Genomic DNA, 19,604 nt, shown 5'->3' on the forward strand with positions numbered 1-19,604 from the left:
CTTCACCTTGCGCTTCAGGCCACACACCGTGGCCTGAAGCGCAAGGCATTGATCAGTTATCTGCACAGGACGCACATCATGATCACTACCCGCTGGGCAAACCCAACCACGCTCACCCGTCTGCTGCTGTTGCTCACCTTGTGCGCTGCCCGTTGGTCGGTAGCGGCCACGGGTGCAAGCGACCCCGATACGCCCTGGGGACGCGACTACTTCCCCAACACTGCCCTGGTCAATCAGGATGGCCAGACGGTGCACTTCTTCGATGACCTGATCAAGGACAAGGTGGTGGCGATCAACTTCATCTTCACCTCTTGCACCGACTCCTGCCCGCTGGAAACCGCGCGCCTGCGGCAGGTGCAGAAGATCCTCGGCGACCGGGTCGGCAGCGACGTGTTCTTGTACTCGATCAGCATCGACCCGGAAACGGATACGCCGGCGGTGCTCAAGCAATACACCGAGAAATTCAAGGTCGGGCCCGGCTGGCAGTTCTTGACCGGCAATAAAGACGACATCACCGAACTGCGCAAAAGCCTCGGCTTGTTCATCGAGGGTGTCGACAACGGGCGCAACAAGGATCACAACCTGAGCCTGATCATTGGCAACCAGGGTACCGGTCGCTGGATGAAGGCATCGCCTATGGAGAACCCCTACATCCTCGCGGACCGGTTGGGCAAAAGCCTGCAGAACTGGAAGCTGGCGAGCACCAGCCAGCATGACTATGCCGATGCCCCCACCTTGCGCACGCCCAGCGCCGGCGAGCAAATCTATCGGACGCGCTGTTCCTCCTGCCATACGCTCGGCGACACGGAGCACGCCGGGCTGCGCAGCATTGGCCCGGATTTGCTGGGGGTGACTAGACAACGTGATCCGGTATGGCTCACGCGCTGGATCAAGGAGCCGGATCGGATGCTGGCGGAAAAGGACCCCTTGGCCATGCAGTTGTATGAACAATACAACCGCTTGGCGATGCCCAATTTGCGTTTGGGCGAGATTGAGATCAGCGCATTGCTGACCTACCTGGAGGAGGAGACCAATCGGCTACAACCTCTTGCGCCCGTAGCTCACGAGGCGCATGGCGAGTTGCATAATCCGGATCGTTAGGCTGCCCAAGACCACCAGTAGACTTTTTCAACAGAATCGGCCAATAGCGACCGTTCCGTGACTGGCTTTAAAACAGAAGCAAAGCGAGCTTAACCACGCCAAAGCCTATCATTACGCCGATGCATATCAGGACGAGGGCCAGTCCGTCCTGCAGCCCTGCCATACTGTTGAGCATGACCAGTGCAACCTTCCGCTTCTACGAGGAGCTCAACGATTTCCTGCCGGCCGAACGGCGGCGGCAGTCCTTCACCTGCGAGTGCGCGCGCGGGGCGACGGTCAAGCACATGATCGAGGCGCTCGGGATACCGCACACTGAGGTCGAGCTGGTGCTGCTCAACGACGAGTCGGTGGGCTTCGAGCGGGTGATCTTCGACAATGACCGGCTGGCGGTGTACCCCAAGTTCGAAGCGCTGGACATCAGCCTGCTGCTGAAGGTTCGTGCACAACCTTTACGGGTGCTGCGTTTCGTCGCTGATGTGCACCTTGGCGGGCTGGCCAGCCTGCTGCGCATGAGCGGCTTCGACACCCTCTACGACAATGACTTCGAGGATGGCGAGATCGCCGAGATCGCTGCGCAGCAAGGACGCATCGTACTAACCCGCGACCGCGAACTGCTCAAGCGGCGGATCATCAGCCACGGCTGTTACGTGCATGCCCTGAAACCGTCGCTGCAGCTGCGCGAACTGTACGAACGCCTCGACCTGGCGCGTAGCGCACGGCCATTCAGCCTGTGCCTTCATTGCAACCTGGCGCTGCACGAGATCAGTCCGGAGCTGGCCCGGCCGCAGGTGCCGCCACGCGTTAGCGCCCTCTATTCGCACTTCCTGCGCTGCGACGCCTGCCAACGGGTTTACTGGGAGGGTTCGCACTGGCGCGGTATGTGTGCATTGCTGGCACCTCTGCTGAACCGATAGCAAGCGCACCGGCCTGGCGTAGTCCGGCTCTCAGGTTATTCCCCTGCGCTCTATCCAATGTGAAAAAACGTACTAGCAAATGGCCTTGATTGCCGTCGGACAGCCACTAGCCTCGACAACAGCTTCTTCGCTACCGGGAATACTCGTAAGGGACTGGACGAAGAACAAATCTGGTCGTGAATGACCAGCCAGCAGCGCCATGAGGACAGGAGAGCGTTCATGAGCGACCGAAGCAACACTGCGATGCTGAGCTTTGATCCGGCGTTTCCATCGTTGCGCGATGGCCTTTCGGTCGCTCTGCAGATTGGTGACACACTGTGGGTGGCCAACGACGAAACCACGAACCTGGAGCGCCTGAAAATCCAGGACGCTGCGCCTGGCGACGTGGTGAGGTGCAATGAGCACCAATCGTTCCAGCTCTTGGAGTACCTGGACCTGCCCATACCGAAGCAGGACGCCGAGATCGATATCGAGGGCTTGGCCTATGCCCAAGACAGTGGTTATCTCTGGGTGGTGGGCTCCCATAGCCTGAAGCGAAAGAAGGCCGAGGCCGACAAACCTGCGCAGAAGAATATCAAGCGGCTATCGACGGTAGAGGCGGACGGCAATCGCTTTCTGCTGGCCCGCATCCCTGTGGTACAGCACAATGACGGCTATGCACTCGCCAGGAAGGTGGACGCTGATGGACGTACGGCGGCGCAGCTCCATGGCAACGAGGTCGGTAACGGCCTGACCGCGGCAATTGCTGAAGATGACCAGCTACGCGACTTCCTGCGTATCCCGGGTAAAGACAACGGCTTCGATATCGAAGGATTGGTGGTGATCGGCTCGCGCCTTTTGCTGGGGCTGCGTGGACCGGTCCTTCGCGGCTGGGCTGTGCTGCTTGAGATCGAGCCCGAGTTGAGCGACGACTCGACTGACACACTGGTGCTCAAGAAGATCGGCCCAGGGGGGCGCCGCTACCGCAAGCACTTCTTTGCGCTAAACGGCCTGGGGGTGCGTGACCTGTGCTCCAGCGGCGACGATCTGCTGATCCTGGCGGGTCCCACCATGGATCAGGACGGTCCGGTAACGGTCTTGCGCTGGCGCGGCGGTTTCGCGTCCGACGAGGAAAGCGTGGTTTTTACGGAGCAATTGGAGACGGTGCTGGAGGTGCCTTTCGGGCAAGGTGACGATCACGCTGAGGGCATGTGCCTGTTCGAATCGGGGGCGCAGCTTGGGGAGGTTCTGCTGATCCTCTACGACGCCGCGGCGCAGCGTCGTAAACACGGCGATACGGAGGTGGAAGGGGACCTGTTCATCTTGAAATAGTCACGCACTTCCACGACGCCGTCGCCGGCGATGAGCCGCTGATGGGCATAATGAGCAGGGGAACGAGCAGGCACTTGCCCGCTCGTTAACGGGTGAATGACACGCCAGGGTCTACGACATTTCACGAAACGAGTCCCTGAGTGCCCTGGCACCGCCTACCAGCAGCCCCACATCAGAGCCGACCGCTACGAAAACAGCGCCGAGCGCCAAATATCTACGGGCCATGGCAGCGTCGCTGGTGAGAATGCCCACGGCCTTGCCAGCCCCTCGGATTTCGCCAATGGCAGCCGCGATGAGGAGGAATGCCACGTGCTGCAAAAGATTCTTGGAAAACTCTGGAAACAGCTGAAGCCGGCTTGAGCTGCTCCACGTTGGGAGAAGACAAGCGGGACCAGTCACGACCCAGATGACGCAGCCTCTAGTTGCTGGGGGCAGCAAACGCTCTATTTGAGATAGAAATCGAATTACCGTCAGGATCTTTCTACGACGTTGGCGTCGGGGTGCATCATGAGAGGCGGGCGCTTGGAAATAATCGGGAGTTCAACATCGGGAATTAACGTCTGGGTTTGAATGTGGCATTCATGGCACGATTAATGAAGATGTCCGAAAGAGAATATCTGGCGTCTCCGTCGCTAAAGCCTTGCCAGCAATTCAGGTAAGTTATTTGCTGTGATCAAGTGTTCAGGGGCGCTCATGGGGATGTTATTAAGCCGGCTTCGATAGGACTCTAGAAATCCTTTGAACAACAAGTTGCCACCGAATGAAGCGCTCCCGGGCGTAGGGCCTAACGTGAGCACTCCATTCTTACGACCCAAAATACAGGTAGGTACACCTTGCGACAGGGTGTCGTTCGTTAACAGTTCTATTCTTTGATTCTGTTGGGGGTCAATATTGAGTGTGCTCAGCCACGCCTGGATTTCGGATATTGCCATATGGCGTTCGGTACCGCTTTTGTTGATCAGTTCCCAACTTTCTTTGAGTGTAGTTGAAGGCAGTAGATAACGAATGGGGAGCTTTTGGTTGATATAAAGGCGCAATTGAAGGAATGCATAACACCGTCCGAGAATATGAACAGGTAATGGCGTGTACTTTTCGAGCGAGCGGCTGAGAGAAACTGGGTGTATGACAGAGGGGAAACGCGTCAGCACCAGAACTTTAACGCTATCCACTTGTTTAGGAACCTGATGACGTTGACTGCGGTAGAGTGACTGGCGCTCAGTCCGGTAAACATCGCCCATTGCTTTAGTCAAACAGGCGCCCGCTGGCAGTCCGCCTTTGTCTTCTGCTATTCGTCTGACCATTTCCCATGGGTGGCAAAACGGGATCCCGTAAAAATAAAGTGCTAACCATATGGCGGTCAGGTGTTCCATGAAAATTTCATCGGTAGGATCAATTACCGTTTTTTTATCATCGATCTTGGTCGTGGTGTCGAGCTCAGCCTTGTGAAAAAGTTTAGCAAACTCCGATACGCTGGTGCTGTTTTTCATCAATAACTCACAAAACGTCAGTAGCCAGGTAATGGCCTCGGCGTTCTTTCGAGGCTTGCCGAGAAGCGGAATTCCCGTCGCGGATAAAGTATGTGCAAAGGAGGGTGACTTCAGCGCTTGAAGAACATTGTCCTGGATATGTTCTATGTGCAGCCAGAAGTTTTTGATAGTCTTAATGTCGAGGCCGATGTTCATTAGAGTATCTCCATGACGAGGTCACATACCCGCGGATGGGCGGTGCTGCGTCTGGCGTCAAGCGTTATACAGGTCGTGCAGTAATTTTCCAGAAAGCGACTGAATATTGCTTCGCACAAATGTTGCTCTTGACAGCGGATTGAGGGCGTCTGTTTGTCATTATTTTCAATTCTAAAATCTAGCCCGCTTTTCAAATATTCGTTCATGCCCAGCGATTTCAGAAGAGTGGTCAACGTCTCACCGCTCAGTTCGCAACTGTAGGGAATTTTGTTGTGCATTGCGGCCAGACTGAGTGTTGAACAGACATACTCTTCACCAAGACCACCCCGGTGAGCCGTGCGTCTGATATTGCGTCGCGCCCAGTCCCTCAGCGGTTGCTTTTCATCGATTGTACCCGGCGCACAGGATAACTTGCGCACCGTCGATTGGTTGATGGGCACTCGCTCTATGATTTGGTTGACTTCATCGTCGACCACATGCATCCAGAAGGGGGCCGGGGCTATCTTGATGCGTAGGTATTTTTCCTTGGCTTTGGGGTCATACGACGGTCGACGGTCATCACGCATGTGGCGTGCCTCGGACAGCACCACCAACTGCCAGGTCAGTCCCAACAGCTCTCTGAAGTAATGCGCTTGTTCGTTCGGGTCTCGGTAAAATGTCGGGATACTTATTCCGGAAACAAACTGGACAGATGCCTCTGATTCTTTTGAGCCAAGCGCATAAAGCAGGGTATCGCTATTTTTTCTAGAAGCCTTTATGTAGGCACTCCAAGGATCACTATTAAGCTTCCACCAGTCTTCATCAATGTCGAAATGGCGAATGATGGCGTCAATGCGGTTTTTAGCTGCCCGATAGTCCTCATACAAGGTTTTTTTCCATGTGTCCAATCCGTCGGCATTGAGTATCGTTTCAAGTTTTTCGCTCAACTTATCCACATTTTCGTCAAGCTTCTTCTCGGTTTCCCGCAGACCGCCGTAATGTTCCGCTGCCACGAATATCGCCACCATTGCCATGACAAAAACAGCGGGTTGATAGGCTTCAGTCATCGATAACATAAAGATGATGGGCGGCAGTAAAGATAGGCCTTTCAATATTGCATGAGTGAACGTTGATGCGACGTAACGCTTGAATTTCTCACCGGAGCGTTCTTTTTTTACGGATCCCTTCCGCCATAGCTTGTAATAGCCGATAGTGATGAAGCATTGGAACCACAAGAGGGATGTCAGAATGACATTGAGTATTTGGAAGTATGTCTGATTTCTTGTGGGCTGAGGATGTTCCTTGCTTTCGATAGCGAGAACGGTGCATTGGATATTGTCCAGCTGGATCGATTTATCGCAAAGGGTTTTAGTATGTGAGGGATGCTGGTCTGTGGTGAAGAAGGTGGGGAGATCTTTAAAGGGAAGTAGCGCAGAATCCCAGGCGTTGTCAAAAAAATGTTTAATCTGAGCATACGGTGCGCCCGCTGTTCCACCAATGTACGTCTGATAGTAAATGGCAGAAGCGAAATAGGCCGCCAGGAAGAGTAAAAACCAAAGGCACAACATTCTAAAAAATGTCCGGCCTTTGCGGTTTTTAGATGATGTTTTCATGGGCGTCATAGCCACATATCACGTGGAGCAGTAGCTTTACGTTAGTCCATGCATAGCGTTTGTCGAGGGTGGTATTCGGGAAGTGATCAAAAATATTCCCGATTTACGTGGATGAAGCCGGAGGGCTATTAATAACCTTGAATTAGCATTGTTAGTTCTGTTAGACCTATAGCAGCATCGATTGACCTGGTCGTGAAGGGCCGCTTCTGGCCGATTGCGGCCTGCCGCGATTGCCCATGGTTGCCTGCTTGATGGTGCGAGCCAGCTTCTATGCTTGTATATAACACCCCACCCCTGCCGGGGTTTTCCACGTTCGTTAGCGAGCCTCCAAACCCTTGTGCATGCGCATTGTAGTGCTGGCCCTGATCCTGACGCTGTTCGGCTGCGCTACCGCGTCGGACCCGCCAAGGGGTGAGGGTGGTGATTGGCGGTCTTTCTATGTAGTGAATCATGGCCTGCATACCGGGTTGGCAATTGCGCGCCCCGATCTACTTCAGGTGCTTCCCGCACTGGCCGAAGAGTTCGGCGACGGCGACTTCGTTGAGTTCGGCTGGGGTGACGAGGACTTTTACCGAGCCCCACAGGCCACCTTGAGCCTCGCCCTGCGAGCCTTGTTCGGGTCGACGGCAACCGTGCTGCATGCGCTCAAGATTGACGGGGACCCCAGGCGGCGTTTCGCCGCAAGCGAGGTCATCGAGGTGCGGGTGACGGAGGACGGCTACCGGCGACTGCTCGCGTTCGTGGCCGCAACCTTCACCCACTCAGCGACGGGCACCTTGGCGGTGCTCGGGCCTGGCCTGTATGGAGAGAGCCGGTTCTACCAGGCCGAGGGTAGGTATTCGCTGTTTTATACCTGCAATACCTGGGTCGCAGAGGCGCTGGCCGCGAGCAGTTGCCCAATGTCGCCTACAGCGGTGATTACGGCGGGGAACGTCATGTCGCAGTTACGCCGGGCGACAGCGGTTGGTGCATCCTGCCTGGTTACCCGCTAACCCGCGCTGACGATGGGGGTGTATTCCAACCCATCTGCGGCCCCAGCAACCGATCAATTGCCGCCTTCACACGCTCACTTTTCGAGACTCTCTGTACGGCTGACAGCCACCTGCCGCCCGCGCTCCAGGTCGACGCCGGCCAGGATCAGCAGGCCGGCGACGAAGTAGCTACCAGTAATCAGCATCGCCAGGCGGTGATCGCCTGCGGACAGCCAACTGGTCAGGCCATAAGTCATAGGTCCGAGGATTGCCGACAGTTTGACCGCCAGCCCCCAGAGGCCGAAGAACTCCGCCAGCCGTGTCGGCGGCGCAAGCAGACCGACTATCGCACGTCCGGCCGATTGGCTGGCGCCCATGCACAGGCCGGCGAGGTTGGCCGCCAGCCAGAACAGCTCTGGGCCGCGCGCGACCCAGACCAGACCGACCATGCCGAGCCAGCCCAGCAGGGTCAGCGCCAGTGTGGTGCGATGGCCGAGGCGATCCTGCAGCCAACCGAACAGCACGGCACCGATCGAGGCCGTGATATTCACCACTAAGATCAGCAGCAGCGTGTCTTGGGTACTGAAACCCATGACCTGATTGGCATAGATGGCAGCCAGGGTGATCACTGCCGAGATACCGGCCTGGTAGCAGACGGTGCAGGCAAGGAAGCGCAGCAGGTCGCGATAGCGCTCGGCTTCGCGCAGCGTCTGCGCGAAGCGCGCTAGCACCGCTTGCGCAATAGGCGTGTCGCCGCACACAGGCTGCGGCTGGCTGCGTTCGCGCAGGAACAGGAAGGTTGGCAGGCTGGCGACGGCGAACAAGGACGCGGTGATCAGCATGCACACCGGCACGAACTGCGCCGCAGTCTGGCCCTGCGCCTGGGCCCAGCTGACGAAGGCCAGGCAGGCGCCCAGGCTGACCAGGCCACCGATATAGCCGAATCCCCAGCCCCAGCCGGACACCTTGCCTAAGGCATCCGCACGGGCGAGTTCGGGCAGGAAAGCGGCGATCAGGTTTTCGCCGCTGCCGAAGCAGAAGTTGGATAGCACGATGAAAAGGATTGCGACACCGAGTTCCCCCGGTCCTGCCAGCGCGAGTCCAGAGGTAAAGACAACGCAACCGATCGTACTGAACAGCAGAAGGCGTTTCTTGCAGGCGAAGGCGTCGGCATAGGCGCCAACCAGTGGCGCGGTCAGGATGATCAGGGCGTAAGAGAGGGCTATGGCGCTGGTCCAGGCCAGCGTACCCCAGGCTTCGCCCTTGGCGACCACCGCGACGAAGTAGGCGTTGAACACGGCGGTGATCACCACAGTCGTGTAGCCGGAGTTGGCGAAATCGAACATCGCCCAGGCCCAGATTTCTCGGCGTGTCACTCCGGGGGCAAGGCTGGCTGGCATGGCGATCTCTCTACAGGGCTGTGGCGAGGGGAAAGCCCCCTCGCCACAGGTGCAATGTTCGTCTCAACGTCCGTGACTGACTGGTATTGAGCCTAGCCCTGGCCCACCCATCCTGCGAGCGTATAATGGCAATTGGCAAGGATTTAAACGCAGAGTTTCCTGTCATGAGGGGCCGCCGATGTCTCGTCCGCCTCCAGAACCCTCCGCCGCTCCCCGTTACGATGGGGGCGCGGAAAAATTGCTCGAAATTGTCCAGCGCACCGTGGCCGAGTTGCACCCGCAAGCGGCAGAAGGTTTGCAAGTCACCTTGCATAGCGTGCTGGACCGGGACCTGGGCGTAGACAGCCTGGCTCGAGTCGAACTCTGGTCACGTATCGAACACGAGTTCGGTGTGCGCTTACCAGAAAACCTGTTCGCCTCGGCGGACACCCCCGCCGATATACTGCGCGTGCTGCACAGCAGTCATGGCGCCGAGGCCGTCCGTCCGTTGCCCGCCAGCGACGCTAGCGAGGCCCAGACAGCAACAGGGCTGACGCCGGACGCCGCGCGGACCTTGATCGAGGTACTGGACTGGCATGTGCATCATCAGCCGCAGCATCTCCACGTGCGCCTGCTAGGGGAACGTGACCAGCAGGAAGCTATCAGCTATGGCGCCTTGCACCAGGGCGCCTTGGCCGTTGCCGCAGGACTGCAACGCAGTGGCTTGCAGGCCGGTCAGACCGTGGCCCTGATGCTGCCCACAGGCCGCGACTTTCTCCATGGCTTTTTCGGCATTCTGTTGGCCGGTGGTGTGCCGGTGCCCATCTACCCACCGCTGCGCCTGTCGCAGATAGAGGAGCATCTGCGCCGCCAGGCCGGCATCCTGCACAACGCCGAGGCCAAAGTGCTGATTACCGTGACGCAAGCGAAGCTGCTCGCCCGCCTGCTCCGGCCGCAGGTCCCGAGCCTGACTCGCATCGCCAGCGTGGCCGAGTTGACGGGCGAGGGTGGTGAGTGCGTTACACCGTCGCGGCAAGCGGATGACATCGCCTTTCTGCAGTACACCTCGGGCAGCACTGGCCAGCCCAAGGGCGTGATGGTCAGCCACGCCAATCTGCTGGCCAATCTGCGCGCCATGGGTAGGGCGCTGAAAGTGGGACCGCAGGACGTGTTCGTCAGTTGGCTGCCCATGTACCACGACATGGGCTTGATCGGCGCCTGGCTGGGCAGCCTGTATTACGGCTACAACCTGGTGCTGATGTCACCGCTGGCTTTCCTGGCACGGCCGGAGCGTTGGCTATGGGCCATCGACCGCTTTCGCGGCACCTTGTCGGCGGCGCCCAATTTCGCTTACGAACTGTGCCTGAACAAACTCGCTGACGGTGACATCGAGGGCCTGAACCTGAACAGTTGGCGCCTGGCCTTCAACGGTGCCGAACCGGTCAGCCCGGATACCTTGCAGCGTTTCGCCGAACGTTTCGCACGCTACGGCTTGGCGCCCACTGCGCTGGCGCCCGTCTATGGGTTGGCCGAGGCCACGTTGGGCGTAGCCTTTCCTCCCTTGGGCCGAGGACCGCTGATCGACCGGGTGCAGCGAGAGGCGTTCCAGACCCGTGGCAATGCACTGCCCGCCGAAGCGGACGCCAACGCAACGCTGCGCTTTGTCTCCAGCGGCCGGCCGTTGCCGGGTCATCAGATTCGTATCGTCGATGGTCGCGGGGTCGAGCTCCCCGAGCGTAGCGCAGGTCACCTGCAATTCAGTGGGCCGTCTACCACCGGTGGCTATTACCGTAACCCCGAAGAGACCCGCCGGGTGCTGCGCGATGGCTGGATCGACTCGCTCGACTTCGCCTACATGGCCGGTGGTGAGGTCTACCTGACCGGCCGCGCCAAGGATCTGATCATCCGTGCCGGGCGCAACATCTACCCCTACGATGTCGAAGCAGCGGTCGGCAATTTGCCCGGCTTGCGCAAAGGCTGCATCGCGGTGTTCGGCAGTCCTGACCCGGCCACCGGCACCGAACGCCTGGTGGTGTTGGCCGAAAGCTACGAGAAGGAAGCTGCCGCGCGGCAACACCTGCAGCAGGAGGTCAACCGCATCGTGGTCGACCTCACCGGTGTGTCGCCCGACGATATCGTTCTGGCACCACCGCATAGCGTACTGAAGACCTCCAGCGGCAAGATTCGCCGTGCGGCCAGTCGCGAACTGTATGAGCGCGGTGAAGTAGGCCGGCCACACCTCGCCGTGTGGCGCCAGCTATTGCGCCTGGTGGTGCAGGCCGTACGCGGGCATTTCGGTCGCAGCTGGCGGACCTGCCGCGCGGCGCTCTATGCCGCTTACATCTGGCTGCTGTTCTGGCTGGTCACTCCACTGACCTGGCTGGGCGTCGCGATCCTGCCGCGCCAGCGTTGGTGCCGCAGCTTTACCCGCGCGGCCGCACGGCTGTTCGTGGGTTTGACGAGGGTGCCGTTCAGCGTCACGGGGCTGGAGCACCTGCCTGAGTCTGGGGTGAGCGTGCTGGCTGTAAACCATGCCAGCTACCTCGACGGCGTCATTCTCTGCGCGGCTCTACCGCCGCAATTCAGCTTCGTTGCCAAGCGCGAACTGGCTGACCAGTGGATCGCCGGCCGGTTCCTGCGCAAGCTCGGTGCCCGCTTCGTCGAACGCTTCGACCTGCAGCGCAGCGCCGCAGACACCGAGCCCCTGGCCGAGGCGCTAGAGGCTGGCCAGCCCCTGGTGTTCTTCCCCGAGGGGACCTTCACCCGCGAGCCAGGCTTGCGAACGTTCCACATGGGCGCCTTCGTGCTCGCCGCGCGTGTCGGCGTGCCGCTGCTGCCGGTCGCAATCTGCGGCACGCGCAGGGTGCTGCGCGACGGTCAGTGGTTCCCGCGCCACGGTGCAATCCACGTCAACGTCTGCCCCCCGCTGTTGGCGCAAGGGCCGGACTGGATGGCGGCAATCAAGCTGCGGGATGCGACGATAGCGGTGCTGCTAGAGCACCTGGATGAATCGGAACGCGTCCAACGCGCAGGTTAGGCGACCATTTTGCTGTCGTCGTCCTTCCAGAGCCGTTTATAGCGTGGTACACGTCAAAAGCTAAACTGGATTGGATCAATCATCGCCATCACACTTGACCTCTTTTTTGTACTCATCTCGCTTGGCTTCGATCTTGACCTTGCAACCATGCTCCCAGAATTCGTCTTTCCACTCGCCGCGACGCCAACTGGCGCCGCGGCCATTTGGGCATTTGATCTCTTCCTTGTATTCATCGTCTTTGGATTCGATCTTTACTTTGCATGGCCCGTCCCTGTACTCGTCCTTCCACTCGCCACTCTCGTATCCGCCTCGCCGGTGATCCGCTGACGCTGGCGTCAACATGACTGAGCCAATCGCAGCCACCACCCACATACCAAGCATGGGTCTCATACTCATCTCACTACCTCTGTAATAGAAAGACACTACGCGACAGGCCAAGCCTTCCCGTAGTCCACCGTATCGGCGTTTTGATCGTAACGGTGCGCTTGCAGGCGATACGACAACGATCTGCGGCCGGTTTCTCCTTTAACGAGAAGAAACAGCGTGCTAATCGTCGGAAAGGAAAGATTGCAGGTTAGAGGGCTGCGGTTGTGCGGCCCTCCTATGACTTTCGATTTCTGAGAATGACCGCTTTTGGCTGACGGTCAGACTATCGAAAGTAAATCTGTTCCCATTGTTCAATGGCTAAGTCAGCGCATCAGTTGAGGCGCTTTAGGGGCGTCTAATAGAACGGGTAATCATAGGTCAAGCCGGACCACAGCAACCGCGCTGCTCCTGGACTGGCGGGCACTTCACCGAGCCAAACGAACAGAACACACAGCAGTCACCGGGATTCGGGTGTAGCAGGGTCTTGCAGCCGCCACACTCGTAGAAGAACTGGCAGGCGTCCGTGGGCATGGCTTCCTGCTTGGCGAAGCCGCAATGCGGGCAGGTCAACACGGATTCGAGGATGATGGCGCTCATGGCTGCCTCACTTGTGTACGGTGGAGGGATACCCCGCATTCGTCGTCGCCTTGGTCAATGCCTCAGGATCGGCTTTATCGGGGTCATAGGTGACGATGGCCATCTTCTCGGCGAAATCGAGCTTGACGGTACTTACGCCGGGCAACTGTTCCAGCGATCTTTTGACCGTGATCGAACAGACCGGACAGGTCATGTTCTGAACGTCCAGCCTGACGGTTTTTACTGGAGCCGCCAGTGCGGCGAGGGACAGGCCGGCGAGTGCGGCGATTAGCAGTTTGCGCATGGTGGGGCTCCTTTAATAGAACAGCGGGGCCAGCCACGGAACGGCCAGCAGACCGAGCAGTAGCCCAGTGACGACCCAGAACACGATCCGCTGACGTGTAATCGTGCGTGCATTGGCGCAGGTCGTGTCTGTTGCGCAGACCTGTGGCGCCAGGTAGAGCTTGTGCAACGCCAGCCCGAGAAACAGCAGCGTCAGGCCGATGAACAAAGGCCGGTATGCTTGCATCACCGTCAGGCTGCCGACCCATGTACCGCTGACGCCGAGCGCCAACAGTGCGAGTGGCCCGACGCAACACACCGACGCACTAATAGCGGCCAATGCGCCCGCGATCAGCGAGCCTTTGCCGATTTGTTGAGCCATCGTCTTCTCCATTGAACCTATCTAACCTAGAGTTACTCTACACTCCGTACCTGGGTACAGAATCAAGGGGCGTGTGATGGCGACAGGGCTGAGTATCGGCAAGTTGGCGCAAGCGGCCGGGGTGAACATCGAGACTATTCGCTATTACCAGCGACGCGGCTTGCTGGATGAACCGCCAAAGCCGCTCGGCGGTCATCGGCGCTATCTACCGGAGCAGGTCAAACGGCTGCGCTTCATCAAGAGGGCGCAGGCGCTGGGGTTCACGCTGGATGAGGTGGGCACGCTGCTGACACTTGATGCGGCCTGCACTTGTAGCGAGACTCGGGCACTGGCCGTGCACAAGCTGGCCCTGATCGAGCAAAAGATGGCCGACCTTGCCGCAATGCGGCAGGTGCTAGGCGGGCTAGTGCAGAAGTGCGATGGAGGCGACGGCGGGGCCGCTTGCCCTATCATCGATGTACTGGACGGGGAGTGATACCTGGTTGCAGGGCATAACGGACTCACAGAGCAAAAACGTTCCCGTCATCTACCCTATTTCAGCAAGCACGAAGCTGAAAGCGAGGCTAGGGAATGACAGTCGGCCGTAGAGATGATCTTGCCTACTTGGCTTGATCTTGCGAGCGCCGGCCCTGTTTCTGACCGGAGCGACAGCCGCAGCGGTGGCTACGCTGTTGATCTACATGAAAATCATGGCCAGCCTGGACCACACTGCGGCTCTTTTTGCACTCGGGCACGTATTCTCCGTGCCTGGCATGTTGGTTGGCGCAGGTGTGTCGGCGTGGTTGTTGAGGTACCGCGTGAAAGCAAGCTTGCCGTGGATCGTCGCGGGCATTAGCTTTCTGGGAGCAGCCTTGGGATTCATGGCCGCCCAGATGATTCTGTGCACCACCCTGATGCACTGCGGTGCACTGTCGCTTGGGGTGTAACGCTGGAACCGGGCGCCCTCGACCCAAAGCTGCCCCTCCCGCAGGGCAGTGAGCAAGCGATACGATGCTGCTTGATTGGCGGTACTCGACGTTCCATCGCCTCATCCTCGCTATCAGCTTCACGTGTGCTCGAAAGTTTGATCAGGCAATTGCCCCCGCGCGTTCCTGGTAACCATCGCAACGATCACCGCCAACAACTCATCTTTGGCCTGCTCGGCCGTAATCTCACCGTTGGATGCTGCCCCTGAAAGCGCTTCGGCAGCGCCCAGCATCGCGTGCAGGCTGGCCAACTTCAGTTCGCCGGTGCCCACGAACGGCAAAAATAGCGCGTGGCATTTGTTCAGGAACACCGCTTCATATTCGCGTTTGGTTTTTTCCAGTTCTGGCGTGCTGGCCAACGCCGCAATCACACCGGGGATCTCCCGGCCTTGACGCAGTACACAGTCGACATAAGACGAAGCGATGACCGTGGCCCTGCTCGACAGCGTCGGCTCGCTGGCCTGAACGGCGGCATCCATGATTGATGTCTGGCGTTGATCAAAGTCCTTGTACAGCGCAGCGAGCAATCCCGAACGGGTTACAAAATGGTCATAGACCACCGGTTTAGTCACCCCAGCCTGCTCCGCAAGCCTGCCGAGCGTAAGCGCTTCGGTGCCTTCATCGCTCACCAGTTGCCAGGCCACGTCCAGCAATTGGCGCAGCCGTTCCTCTCTTGCAAGCCGGCGGCGCGGCTTGGGCCGCCCGTCTCTGTTGTCCAGCTCGGTGATTGACATTGCTATATACCATTAGTAACTTGATAGGTGTAACTTACCAAAAGTATATAGCTGCCAGCCTTGCTGTTCAATCTGTCCAGGAGATCACCACATGCACACCCTTATCGTTGTCGCTCATCCAGAGCCTGAGTCGCTGACTCATGCCGTCGCGTCGCAAATAGTTAGAGGCATCAACATGGCAGGCCAACAGCACACGTTCGAGGTAGCCGACCTCGCGCAGGAAGGCTTTGACCCTCGCTTCACCCCGGGTGACCTGAGCGTGCACCGCCGAAAAGCCTTGCCCTCTGCCGATGTGCGGGTGGAGCAAGCCAGAATCGAGCGTGCCGATGCCCTGGTGCTGGTGTACCCGGTCTACTGGTGGGCGATGCCCGCGCTTTTGAAGGGATGGATAGATCGGGTGTTCTCGAACGGCTGGGCCTTCGACTTCAGCCCGCAAAGCGCCTTGATCAAAAAGCTGTCGCACTTGAGCGTTCACTTGGTAGGTATCGGTGGTGCCGATACGGCGACTTACACCCGGCATGGCTATTCAGCGGCAATGAAGGCGCAGATCGATCATGGCATCTTCGATTACTGCGGGGCTCAGGTGTTGACCTCGAAACTGCTATTGGACAGTGAAGCCGCTGACTCGGCCAAGGTGCTGCAAGCGGGTGAGCAGCTTGGGCACGAAATCTGCGCAGCGATGCGCAATCCGGCATCATGAGCGGCAGCAGATTTCAACACGACTCGACTTGCCCTGCGAGGGGTTGTATAGCCTCAGCGCAGACTAACCCAGTAATCATGCAAGGCCCGCGCAGCCGGCTCGATCGCCGCTACCCGCTGACGATGCAGGACCACATCCAGATCCACCGGCAGTTCGTAGTTGTCCTGCTCGGCGCAGTCGGTGATCACCTGCAGTCGGCTGGTCAACGCCTCAGGCAGTTGCGGCCAATTACCGACGGCGACGCCGCGCGCATAGCCAAAGCACCACTCTTCGGTCAGGGTCAGCGGCTGGCCGCGGTGTTCGGTTTGCTCGAAGCGCGCCTTGAACGCCTGTGGCTCGGTGGCCAGTTGGCTCGCCAGGGTGTTGAGGTGGCGCACGCAGAGGTCGATGAAACGCCGGCATTCTTCAGGCTTTTGCCATTGCGGGCTGTGCCCACCCCAGATGGCCGGGAACCACTCGGCGATGTCCACCTGTGCGGGGCTCGACACCAGCGCAGCGAAGTAACCGTCGAGCTCGGACGGGTTAAGTACGGAGTGATCGTCGCCGTATTTGAGCAGGGTGTCTTCGATGAACTCGAACTCGCTGGGGCTGAGAGGTTGGACTTGCATAAAGAGATTCCTTGGCGAGGTGAGCGTGAAAAAGGCGAAGGAGGATGGCCCTTTGCGACGATTTTTTCCAGTCTGGATCGCGATACAAGCAGTGGCCAAGCCGTTCACCACACTAATTTCTTGCCAGGCTAGTTCGTTCTCTTGGTAGCCACCGTACACCAGCTGCGCGGCGGGCCCATTCAATCCAGGAGACAGGCAATGACATCCGTATTCGACCGCGACGACATCGTGTTCCAGGTAGTGGTCAACCACGAAGAACAGTATTCCATCTGGCCCGACTACAAGGCCGTGCCGGCCGGCTGGCGTACTGTCGGCAAGAGCGGCCTGAAAAAGGAGTGCCTGGCCTACATCGATGAAGTCTGGACCGATATGCGCCCCCTGAGCCTGCGTCAGAAGATGGCCGAAGCCGCTGCGGCGCAGTAAGGGGCCGCCGGTGTCGTCCCTGAACTTGCTGTGCCTGCCGTATTCCGGTGCCAGTGCCATGGTCTACAGCCGCTGGCGGCGCAAGCTGCCGGCCTGGCTGAACCTGCGCCCAGTGGAGTTGCCCGGGCGCGGTGCGCGCATGGGTGAGCCGGTGCAAACCGACATGCAGGCCCTGGCCCGGCAACTGGCCAGTGAGCAGCGCCTGGCCGCCAGCCAACCCTATGCCTTGCTTGGTCACAGCCTGGGTGCCTTGTTGGCCTTCGAACTGGCCCATGAGCTGCAGGGCCTGGGCTGCCCGTCGCCGGTGGCGTTGTTTGCCTGTGGCACGGCAGCACCGACCCGGCGTGAAGATTACGACGGCAGCAACTGGCACGAGCCGAAAAGCGATGCAGTGTTGATCGAGGAGTTACGCAAGCTGCAGGGTACGCCGGAGGAGGTGCTGGCCAACCAGGAGCTGATGAGCCTGACCTTGCCGGTGCTGCGCGCCGATTTTCTCCTGTGTGGCCGTTACACCTACCGCCAGCGCCCACCGCTGCATTGCCCGCTGCATGTGCTGGGCGGCGAAGATGACCGCGCCAGTGAGGCGCAGTTGCTGGCCTGGCGTCGGGAGACCTTGGGTGATTTTTCCCTGCAGACCTTCCCCGGTGGCCACTTCTTCATCCATGAACATGAAGACCGGGTGCTGGGTGTGCTCAGCGCCGCGCTGGAGCCTCATCGGTTGTCAGCTTAATCCAGGCATTGACGTAGCGACCAGCGCCGGGCGAGCCTTAGTGGCTCAAATACGACGCAGGTGCAAGGGATGTTGATCAAGCCGAACCGGGCCAGCTTGCTGGTCATCGACGTGCAGGAAAAGCTCATTGGTGCGGTCAGCGACCCGGCCGGGACGCTGGCCCGGACCCGCTGGCTGCTGGCAGCCACTGCCGAACTGGGGCTGCCCACGGTGATTTCCGAGCAATACCCCAAGGGTCTCGGCCCGACCGTTGCTGCCCTTAAAGAGGCCTCGCCGGATGCCCAGGTGGTGGAGAAACTGCATTTTTCCTGCGTGGCTGCCCAGTGCCTGCCGGCATCCTTGCTCGCCCGCGAACAGGTGATTGTCTGCGGCATGGAAACCCATATCTGCGTGCTGCAAACCGTGCTCGGCCTGCGCGCGCTGGGTAAGCAGGTGTTCGTGGTCGAGGATGCCTGTGACTGTCGCGGCGCCCACAACCAGGCAGCGGGCATTGCGCGGATGCGTGACGCCGGTGCACAGATCGTCAGCCGCGAGATGGTCGTGTTCGAACTGATGGAAAGCTCGGCTCACGAACAGTTCCGCCACATCAGCAAGACCTACATGGTCGGCGAGCAGCCCTGAGCGGCAAGAGGCGAGGGTACTGCATGCACGTTCGAGGTCTAGTGTTTACCGTTGCCGTGTTGTTGACGGCGCAGGGCTGCGTCACCCAGCGCGAAGAACCTGAGGCGGATCCTGCCAAGGTGCGCGCGCAGATCCTGCGCTTGCTGCCTGCCGCCACCAAGGACCGTGAAGGCTGGGCCAGGGACATCCAGACCGCCTTCACCACGCAGAAGATCAGCCCCAGCCGCTCCAACCTGTGTGCAGTGCTGGCGGTGACCGAACAGGAGTCGACTTTCCAGTCCGATCCACAGGTGCCTGGCTTGGGCCGTATCGCCCGCCAGGAAATCGACCGCCGCGCCGCCAGCCTGCATATCCCGCAATTACTGGTCAATGGAGCGCTGCACACGCGTTCACCCAACGGTAGAACCTACAGTGAACGGCTCGACGCCGTGCGCAGTGAGAAGCAGCTCAGTGCGATTTTCGATGACCTAATCGGCAGCCTGCCTTTGGGCCGCACCTTGTTGGGGGACTTGAACCCGGTACGTACCGGTGGGCCGATGCAGGTCAGCATTGCCTTTGCCGAGCGCAATGCCCGCGACTATCCCTACCGCCATGCCGGGACGATTCGCCAGGAAGTGTTCAGTCGGCGTGGCGGGATGTACTTCGGTATCGCCCACCTGCTTGGCTACCCCAGCCACTATGAGCGCCAGGTGTACCGGTTTGCCGACTTCAACGCCGGTTGGTATGCCAGCCGCAATGCGGCGTTCCAGAGTGCCTTGAGTCGCGCCAGCGGCGTTAAGCTGGCCCTGGATGGCGACCTGATCGCGCCGGGGGCGATTCTGCCGGGCACCACCGAGAAGGCCGCACGGCGCTTGGGTGAGCAGCTTGGCCTGCGCAACCCGAGCATTCGCGATCAATTGGAGAAGGGCGACAACCTGGACTTTGAACAGACCCGGTTGTACAGCGGCGTCTATGCGCTGGCTGAAGGCAAGGCCGGCAAACAGTTGCCGCGAGCGCAGTTGCCGGGGATCGAATTGAAAAGCCCGAAGATCACTCGCAAACTGACCACCGCCTGGTTTGCCAATCGGGTGGATGAGCGCTATCAGCGCTGCATGAAGCGCTGACCTGTGGGAGATCACCCAGCCCTCCGGGCTGCGCTGTCGCGCAGCAAACATGAAGTGCATGGCTTCAGGTCTGCAGCGGCGCTGACATTTTGAAAAGCAAAAGGCGGCTGGCCCGGTAGGGCCAGCC

21 protein-coding genes are annotated in these 19,604 nt (G+C 59.4%); 12 read left to right on the forward strand and 9 right to left on the reverse strand.

The window, feature by feature from the left end:
• Window positions 1-78 precede the first annotated feature (78 nt).
• The 3 genes from ACRESH_RS21700 to ACRESH_RS21710 all read left to right on the forward strand — a co-directional run bounded on the left by ACRESH_RS21700 (window position 79) and on the right by ACRESH_RS21710 (window position 3,326).
• Window positions 79-1,101, forward strand: a complete 1,023-nt coding sequence (locus ACRESH_RS21700) for an SCO family protein (protein ID WP_431743903.1) — start codon at window positions 79-81, stop codon at window positions 1,099-1,101.
• 173 nt (window positions 1,102-1,274) lie between these two features.
• Window positions 1,275-2,015 carry a Mut7-C RNAse domain-containing protein gene (locus tag ACRESH_RS21705; RefSeq protein ID WP_431743904.1) on the forward strand — a complete coding sequence of 247 codons (741 nt, stop codon included), beginning with the start codon at window positions 1,275-1,277 and terminating at the stop codon, window positions 2,013-2,015.
• A 219-nt stretch (window positions 2,016-2,234) separates the two neighbouring features.
• The gene (locus ACRESH_RS21710) at window positions 2,235-3,326 is read left to right on the forward strand and encodes a DUF3616 domain-containing protein (protein WP_431743905.1); all 1,092 of its coding nucleotides are present in this window, start codon (window positions 2,235-2,237) and stop codon (window positions 3,324-3,326) included.
• Window positions 3,327-3,958: 632 nt separating this feature from the next.
• Here ACRESH_RS21710 and ACRESH_RS21715 read toward each other — a convergent pair.
• Together ACRESH_RS21715 and ACRESH_RS21720 are read right to left on the reverse strand one after the other, a co-directional pair.
• On the reverse strand, window positions 3,959-5,008 hold the full coding sequence (locus tag ACRESH_RS21715) for a hypothetical protein (protein WP_431743906.1): 1,050 nt from the start codon (window positions 5,006-5,008) through the stop codon (window positions 3,959-3,961).
• A complete protein-coding gene (locus ACRESH_RS21720; RefSeq protein ID WP_431743907.1) occupies window positions 5,008-6,600 on the reverse strand; it encodes a hypothetical protein in 1,593 nt (530 codons plus the stop codon). The genes ACRESH_RS21715 and ACRESH_RS21720 overlap by 1 nt, the downstream gene beginning before the upstream one ends.
• A 353-nt stretch (window positions 6,601-6,953) precedes the next feature.
• On the opposite strand from ACRESH_RS21720, the gene ACRESH_RS21725 reads away from it, so the two are divergent.
• Complete coding sequence (locus ACRESH_RS21725; protein ID WP_431743908.1) at window positions 6,954-7,592, forward strand: DUF2459 domain-containing protein; 639 nt, start codon at window positions 6,954-6,956, stop codon at window positions 7,590-7,592.
• 74 nt (window positions 7,593-7,666) lie between these two features.
• Here ACRESH_RS21725 and ACRESH_RS21730 read toward each other — a convergent pair whose 3' ends face one another.
• Window positions 7,667-8,971, reverse strand: a complete 1,305-nt coding sequence (locus tag ACRESH_RS21730) for an MFS transporter (protein WP_431743909.1) — start codon at window positions 8,969-8,971, stop codon at window positions 7,667-7,669.
• Window positions 8,972-9,149: 178 nt separating this feature from the next.
• Here ACRESH_RS21730 and ACRESH_RS21735 point away from each other — a divergent pair, with 178 nt between their 5' ends.
• Window positions 9,150-11,987 carry an AMP-binding protein gene (locus ACRESH_RS21735; protein WP_431743910.1) on the forward strand — a complete coding sequence of 946 codons (2,838 nt, stop codon included), beginning with the start codon at window positions 9,150-9,152 and terminating at the stop codon, window positions 11,985-11,987.
• A gap of 75 nt (window positions 11,988-12,062) precedes the next feature.
• Here the strand turns inward: ACRESH_RS21735 and ACRESH_RS21740 are convergent, their stop codons facing one another.
• The 4 genes from ACRESH_RS21740 to ACRESH_RS21755 form a co-directional block, all read right to left on the reverse strand.
• Window positions 12,063-12,368, reverse strand: a complete 306-nt coding sequence (locus ACRESH_RS21740) for a hypothetical protein (RefSeq protein ID WP_431743911.1) — start codon at window positions 12,366-12,368, stop codon at window positions 12,063-12,065.
• A 363-nt stretch (window positions 12,369-12,731) separates the two neighbouring features.
• The gene (locus tag ACRESH_RS21745; RefSeq protein ID WP_431743912.1) at window positions 12,732-12,950 is read right to left on the reverse strand and encodes a GDCCVxC domain-containing (seleno)protein; all 219 of its coding nucleotides are present in this window, start codon (window positions 12,948-12,950) and stop codon (window positions 12,732-12,734) included.
• Window positions 12,951-12,957: 7 nt separating this feature from the next.
• Window positions 12,958-13,233 carry a mercury resistance system periplasmic binding protein MerP gene (gene merP, locus ACRESH_RS21750; RefSeq protein ID WP_431743913.1) on the reverse strand — a complete coding sequence of 92 codons (276 nt, stop codon included), beginning with the start codon at window positions 13,231-13,233 and terminating at the stop codon, window positions 12,958-12,960.
• Window positions 13,234-13,245: 12 nt separating this feature from the next.
• Window positions 13,246-13,593: a mercuric transporter MerT family protein gene (locus ACRESH_RS21755; RefSeq protein ID WP_431743914.1), complete on the reverse strand. Its 348-nt coding sequence runs from the start codon at window positions 13,591-13,593 to the stop codon at window positions 13,246-13,248.
• Window positions 13,594-13,669: 76 nt separating this feature from the next.
• On the opposite strand from ACRESH_RS21755, the gene merR reads away from it, so the two are divergent.
• Window positions 13,670-14,068: an Hg(II)-responsive transcriptional regulator gene (gene merR / locus ACRESH_RS21760; protein WP_431743915.1), complete on the forward strand. Its 399-nt coding sequence runs from the start codon at window positions 13,670-13,672 to the stop codon at window positions 14,066-14,068.
• A gap of 196 nt (window positions 14,069-14,264) precedes the next feature.
• Window positions 14,265-14,519, forward strand: a complete 255-nt coding sequence (locus ACRESH_RS21765; RefSeq protein WP_431743916.1) for a hypothetical protein — start codon at window positions 14,265-14,267, stop codon at window positions 14,517-14,519.
• Between the two features lie 119 nt (window positions 14,520-14,638).
• On the opposite strand, the gene ACRESH_RS21770 is transcribed toward ACRESH_RS21765, so the two are convergent.
• The gene (locus ACRESH_RS21770) at window positions 14,639-15,292 is read right to left on the reverse strand and encodes a TetR/AcrR family transcriptional regulator (RefSeq protein WP_431743917.1); all 654 of its coding nucleotides are present in this window, start codon (window positions 15,290-15,292) and stop codon (window positions 14,639-14,641) included.
• A 91-nt stretch (window positions 15,293-15,383) separates the two neighbouring features.
• Here ACRESH_RS21770 and ACRESH_RS21775 point away from each other — a divergent pair, with 91 nt between their 5' ends.
• Window positions 15,384-15,992, forward strand: coding sequence for an NAD(P)H-dependent oxidoreductase (locus ACRESH_RS21775; RefSeq protein WP_431743918.1), 609 nt, complete (start codon window positions 15,384-15,386; stop codon window positions 15,990-15,992).
• A gap of 53 nt (window positions 15,993-16,045) precedes the next feature.
• On the opposite strand, the gene ACRESH_RS21780 is transcribed toward ACRESH_RS21775, so the two are convergent.
• Window positions 16,046-16,600 (reverse strand): UPF0149 family protein, encoded by a 555-nt coding sequence (locus ACRESH_RS21780; RefSeq protein ID WP_431743919.1) that lies wholly within the window; start codon window positions 16,598-16,600, stop codon window positions 16,046-16,048.
• Window positions 16,601-16,798: 198 nt separating this feature from the next.
• Between ACRESH_RS21780 and ACRESH_RS21785 the strand changes: the two genes are divergently transcribed.
• From ACRESH_RS21785 to ACRESH_RS21800, 4 genes are all read left to right on the forward strand, one after another.
• Window positions 16,799-17,023, forward strand: a complete 225-nt coding sequence (locus ACRESH_RS21785) for an MbtH family protein (protein WP_403052648.1) — start codon at window positions 16,799-16,801, stop codon at window positions 17,021-17,023.
• 10 nt (window positions 17,024-17,033) lie between these two features.
• Window positions 17,034-17,753, forward strand: a complete 720-nt coding sequence (locus ACRESH_RS21790; RefSeq protein ID WP_431743920.1) for a thioesterase II family protein — start codon at window positions 17,034-17,036, stop codon at window positions 17,751-17,753.
• A gap of 69 nt (window positions 17,754-17,822) precedes the next feature.
• Window positions 17,823-18,374, forward strand: a complete 552-nt coding sequence (locus tag ACRESH_RS21795; protein ID WP_431743921.1) for a hydrolase — start codon at window positions 17,823-17,825, stop codon at window positions 18,372-18,374.
• Window positions 18,375-18,397: 23 nt separating this feature from the next.
• The gene (locus ACRESH_RS21800; protein WP_431743922.1) at window positions 18,398-19,477 is read left to right on the forward strand and encodes a DUF1615 domain-containing protein; all 1,080 of its coding nucleotides are present in this window, start codon (window positions 18,398-18,400) and stop codon (window positions 19,475-19,477) included.
• Window positions 19,478-19,604: the final 127 nt, after the last annotated feature.

Origin of the sequence: Pseudomonas sp., from assembly GCF_050739775.1 — a bacterium.
Lineage (GTDB): Bacteria > Pseudomonadota > Gammaproteobacteria > Pseudomonadales > Pseudomonadaceae > Aquipseudomonas.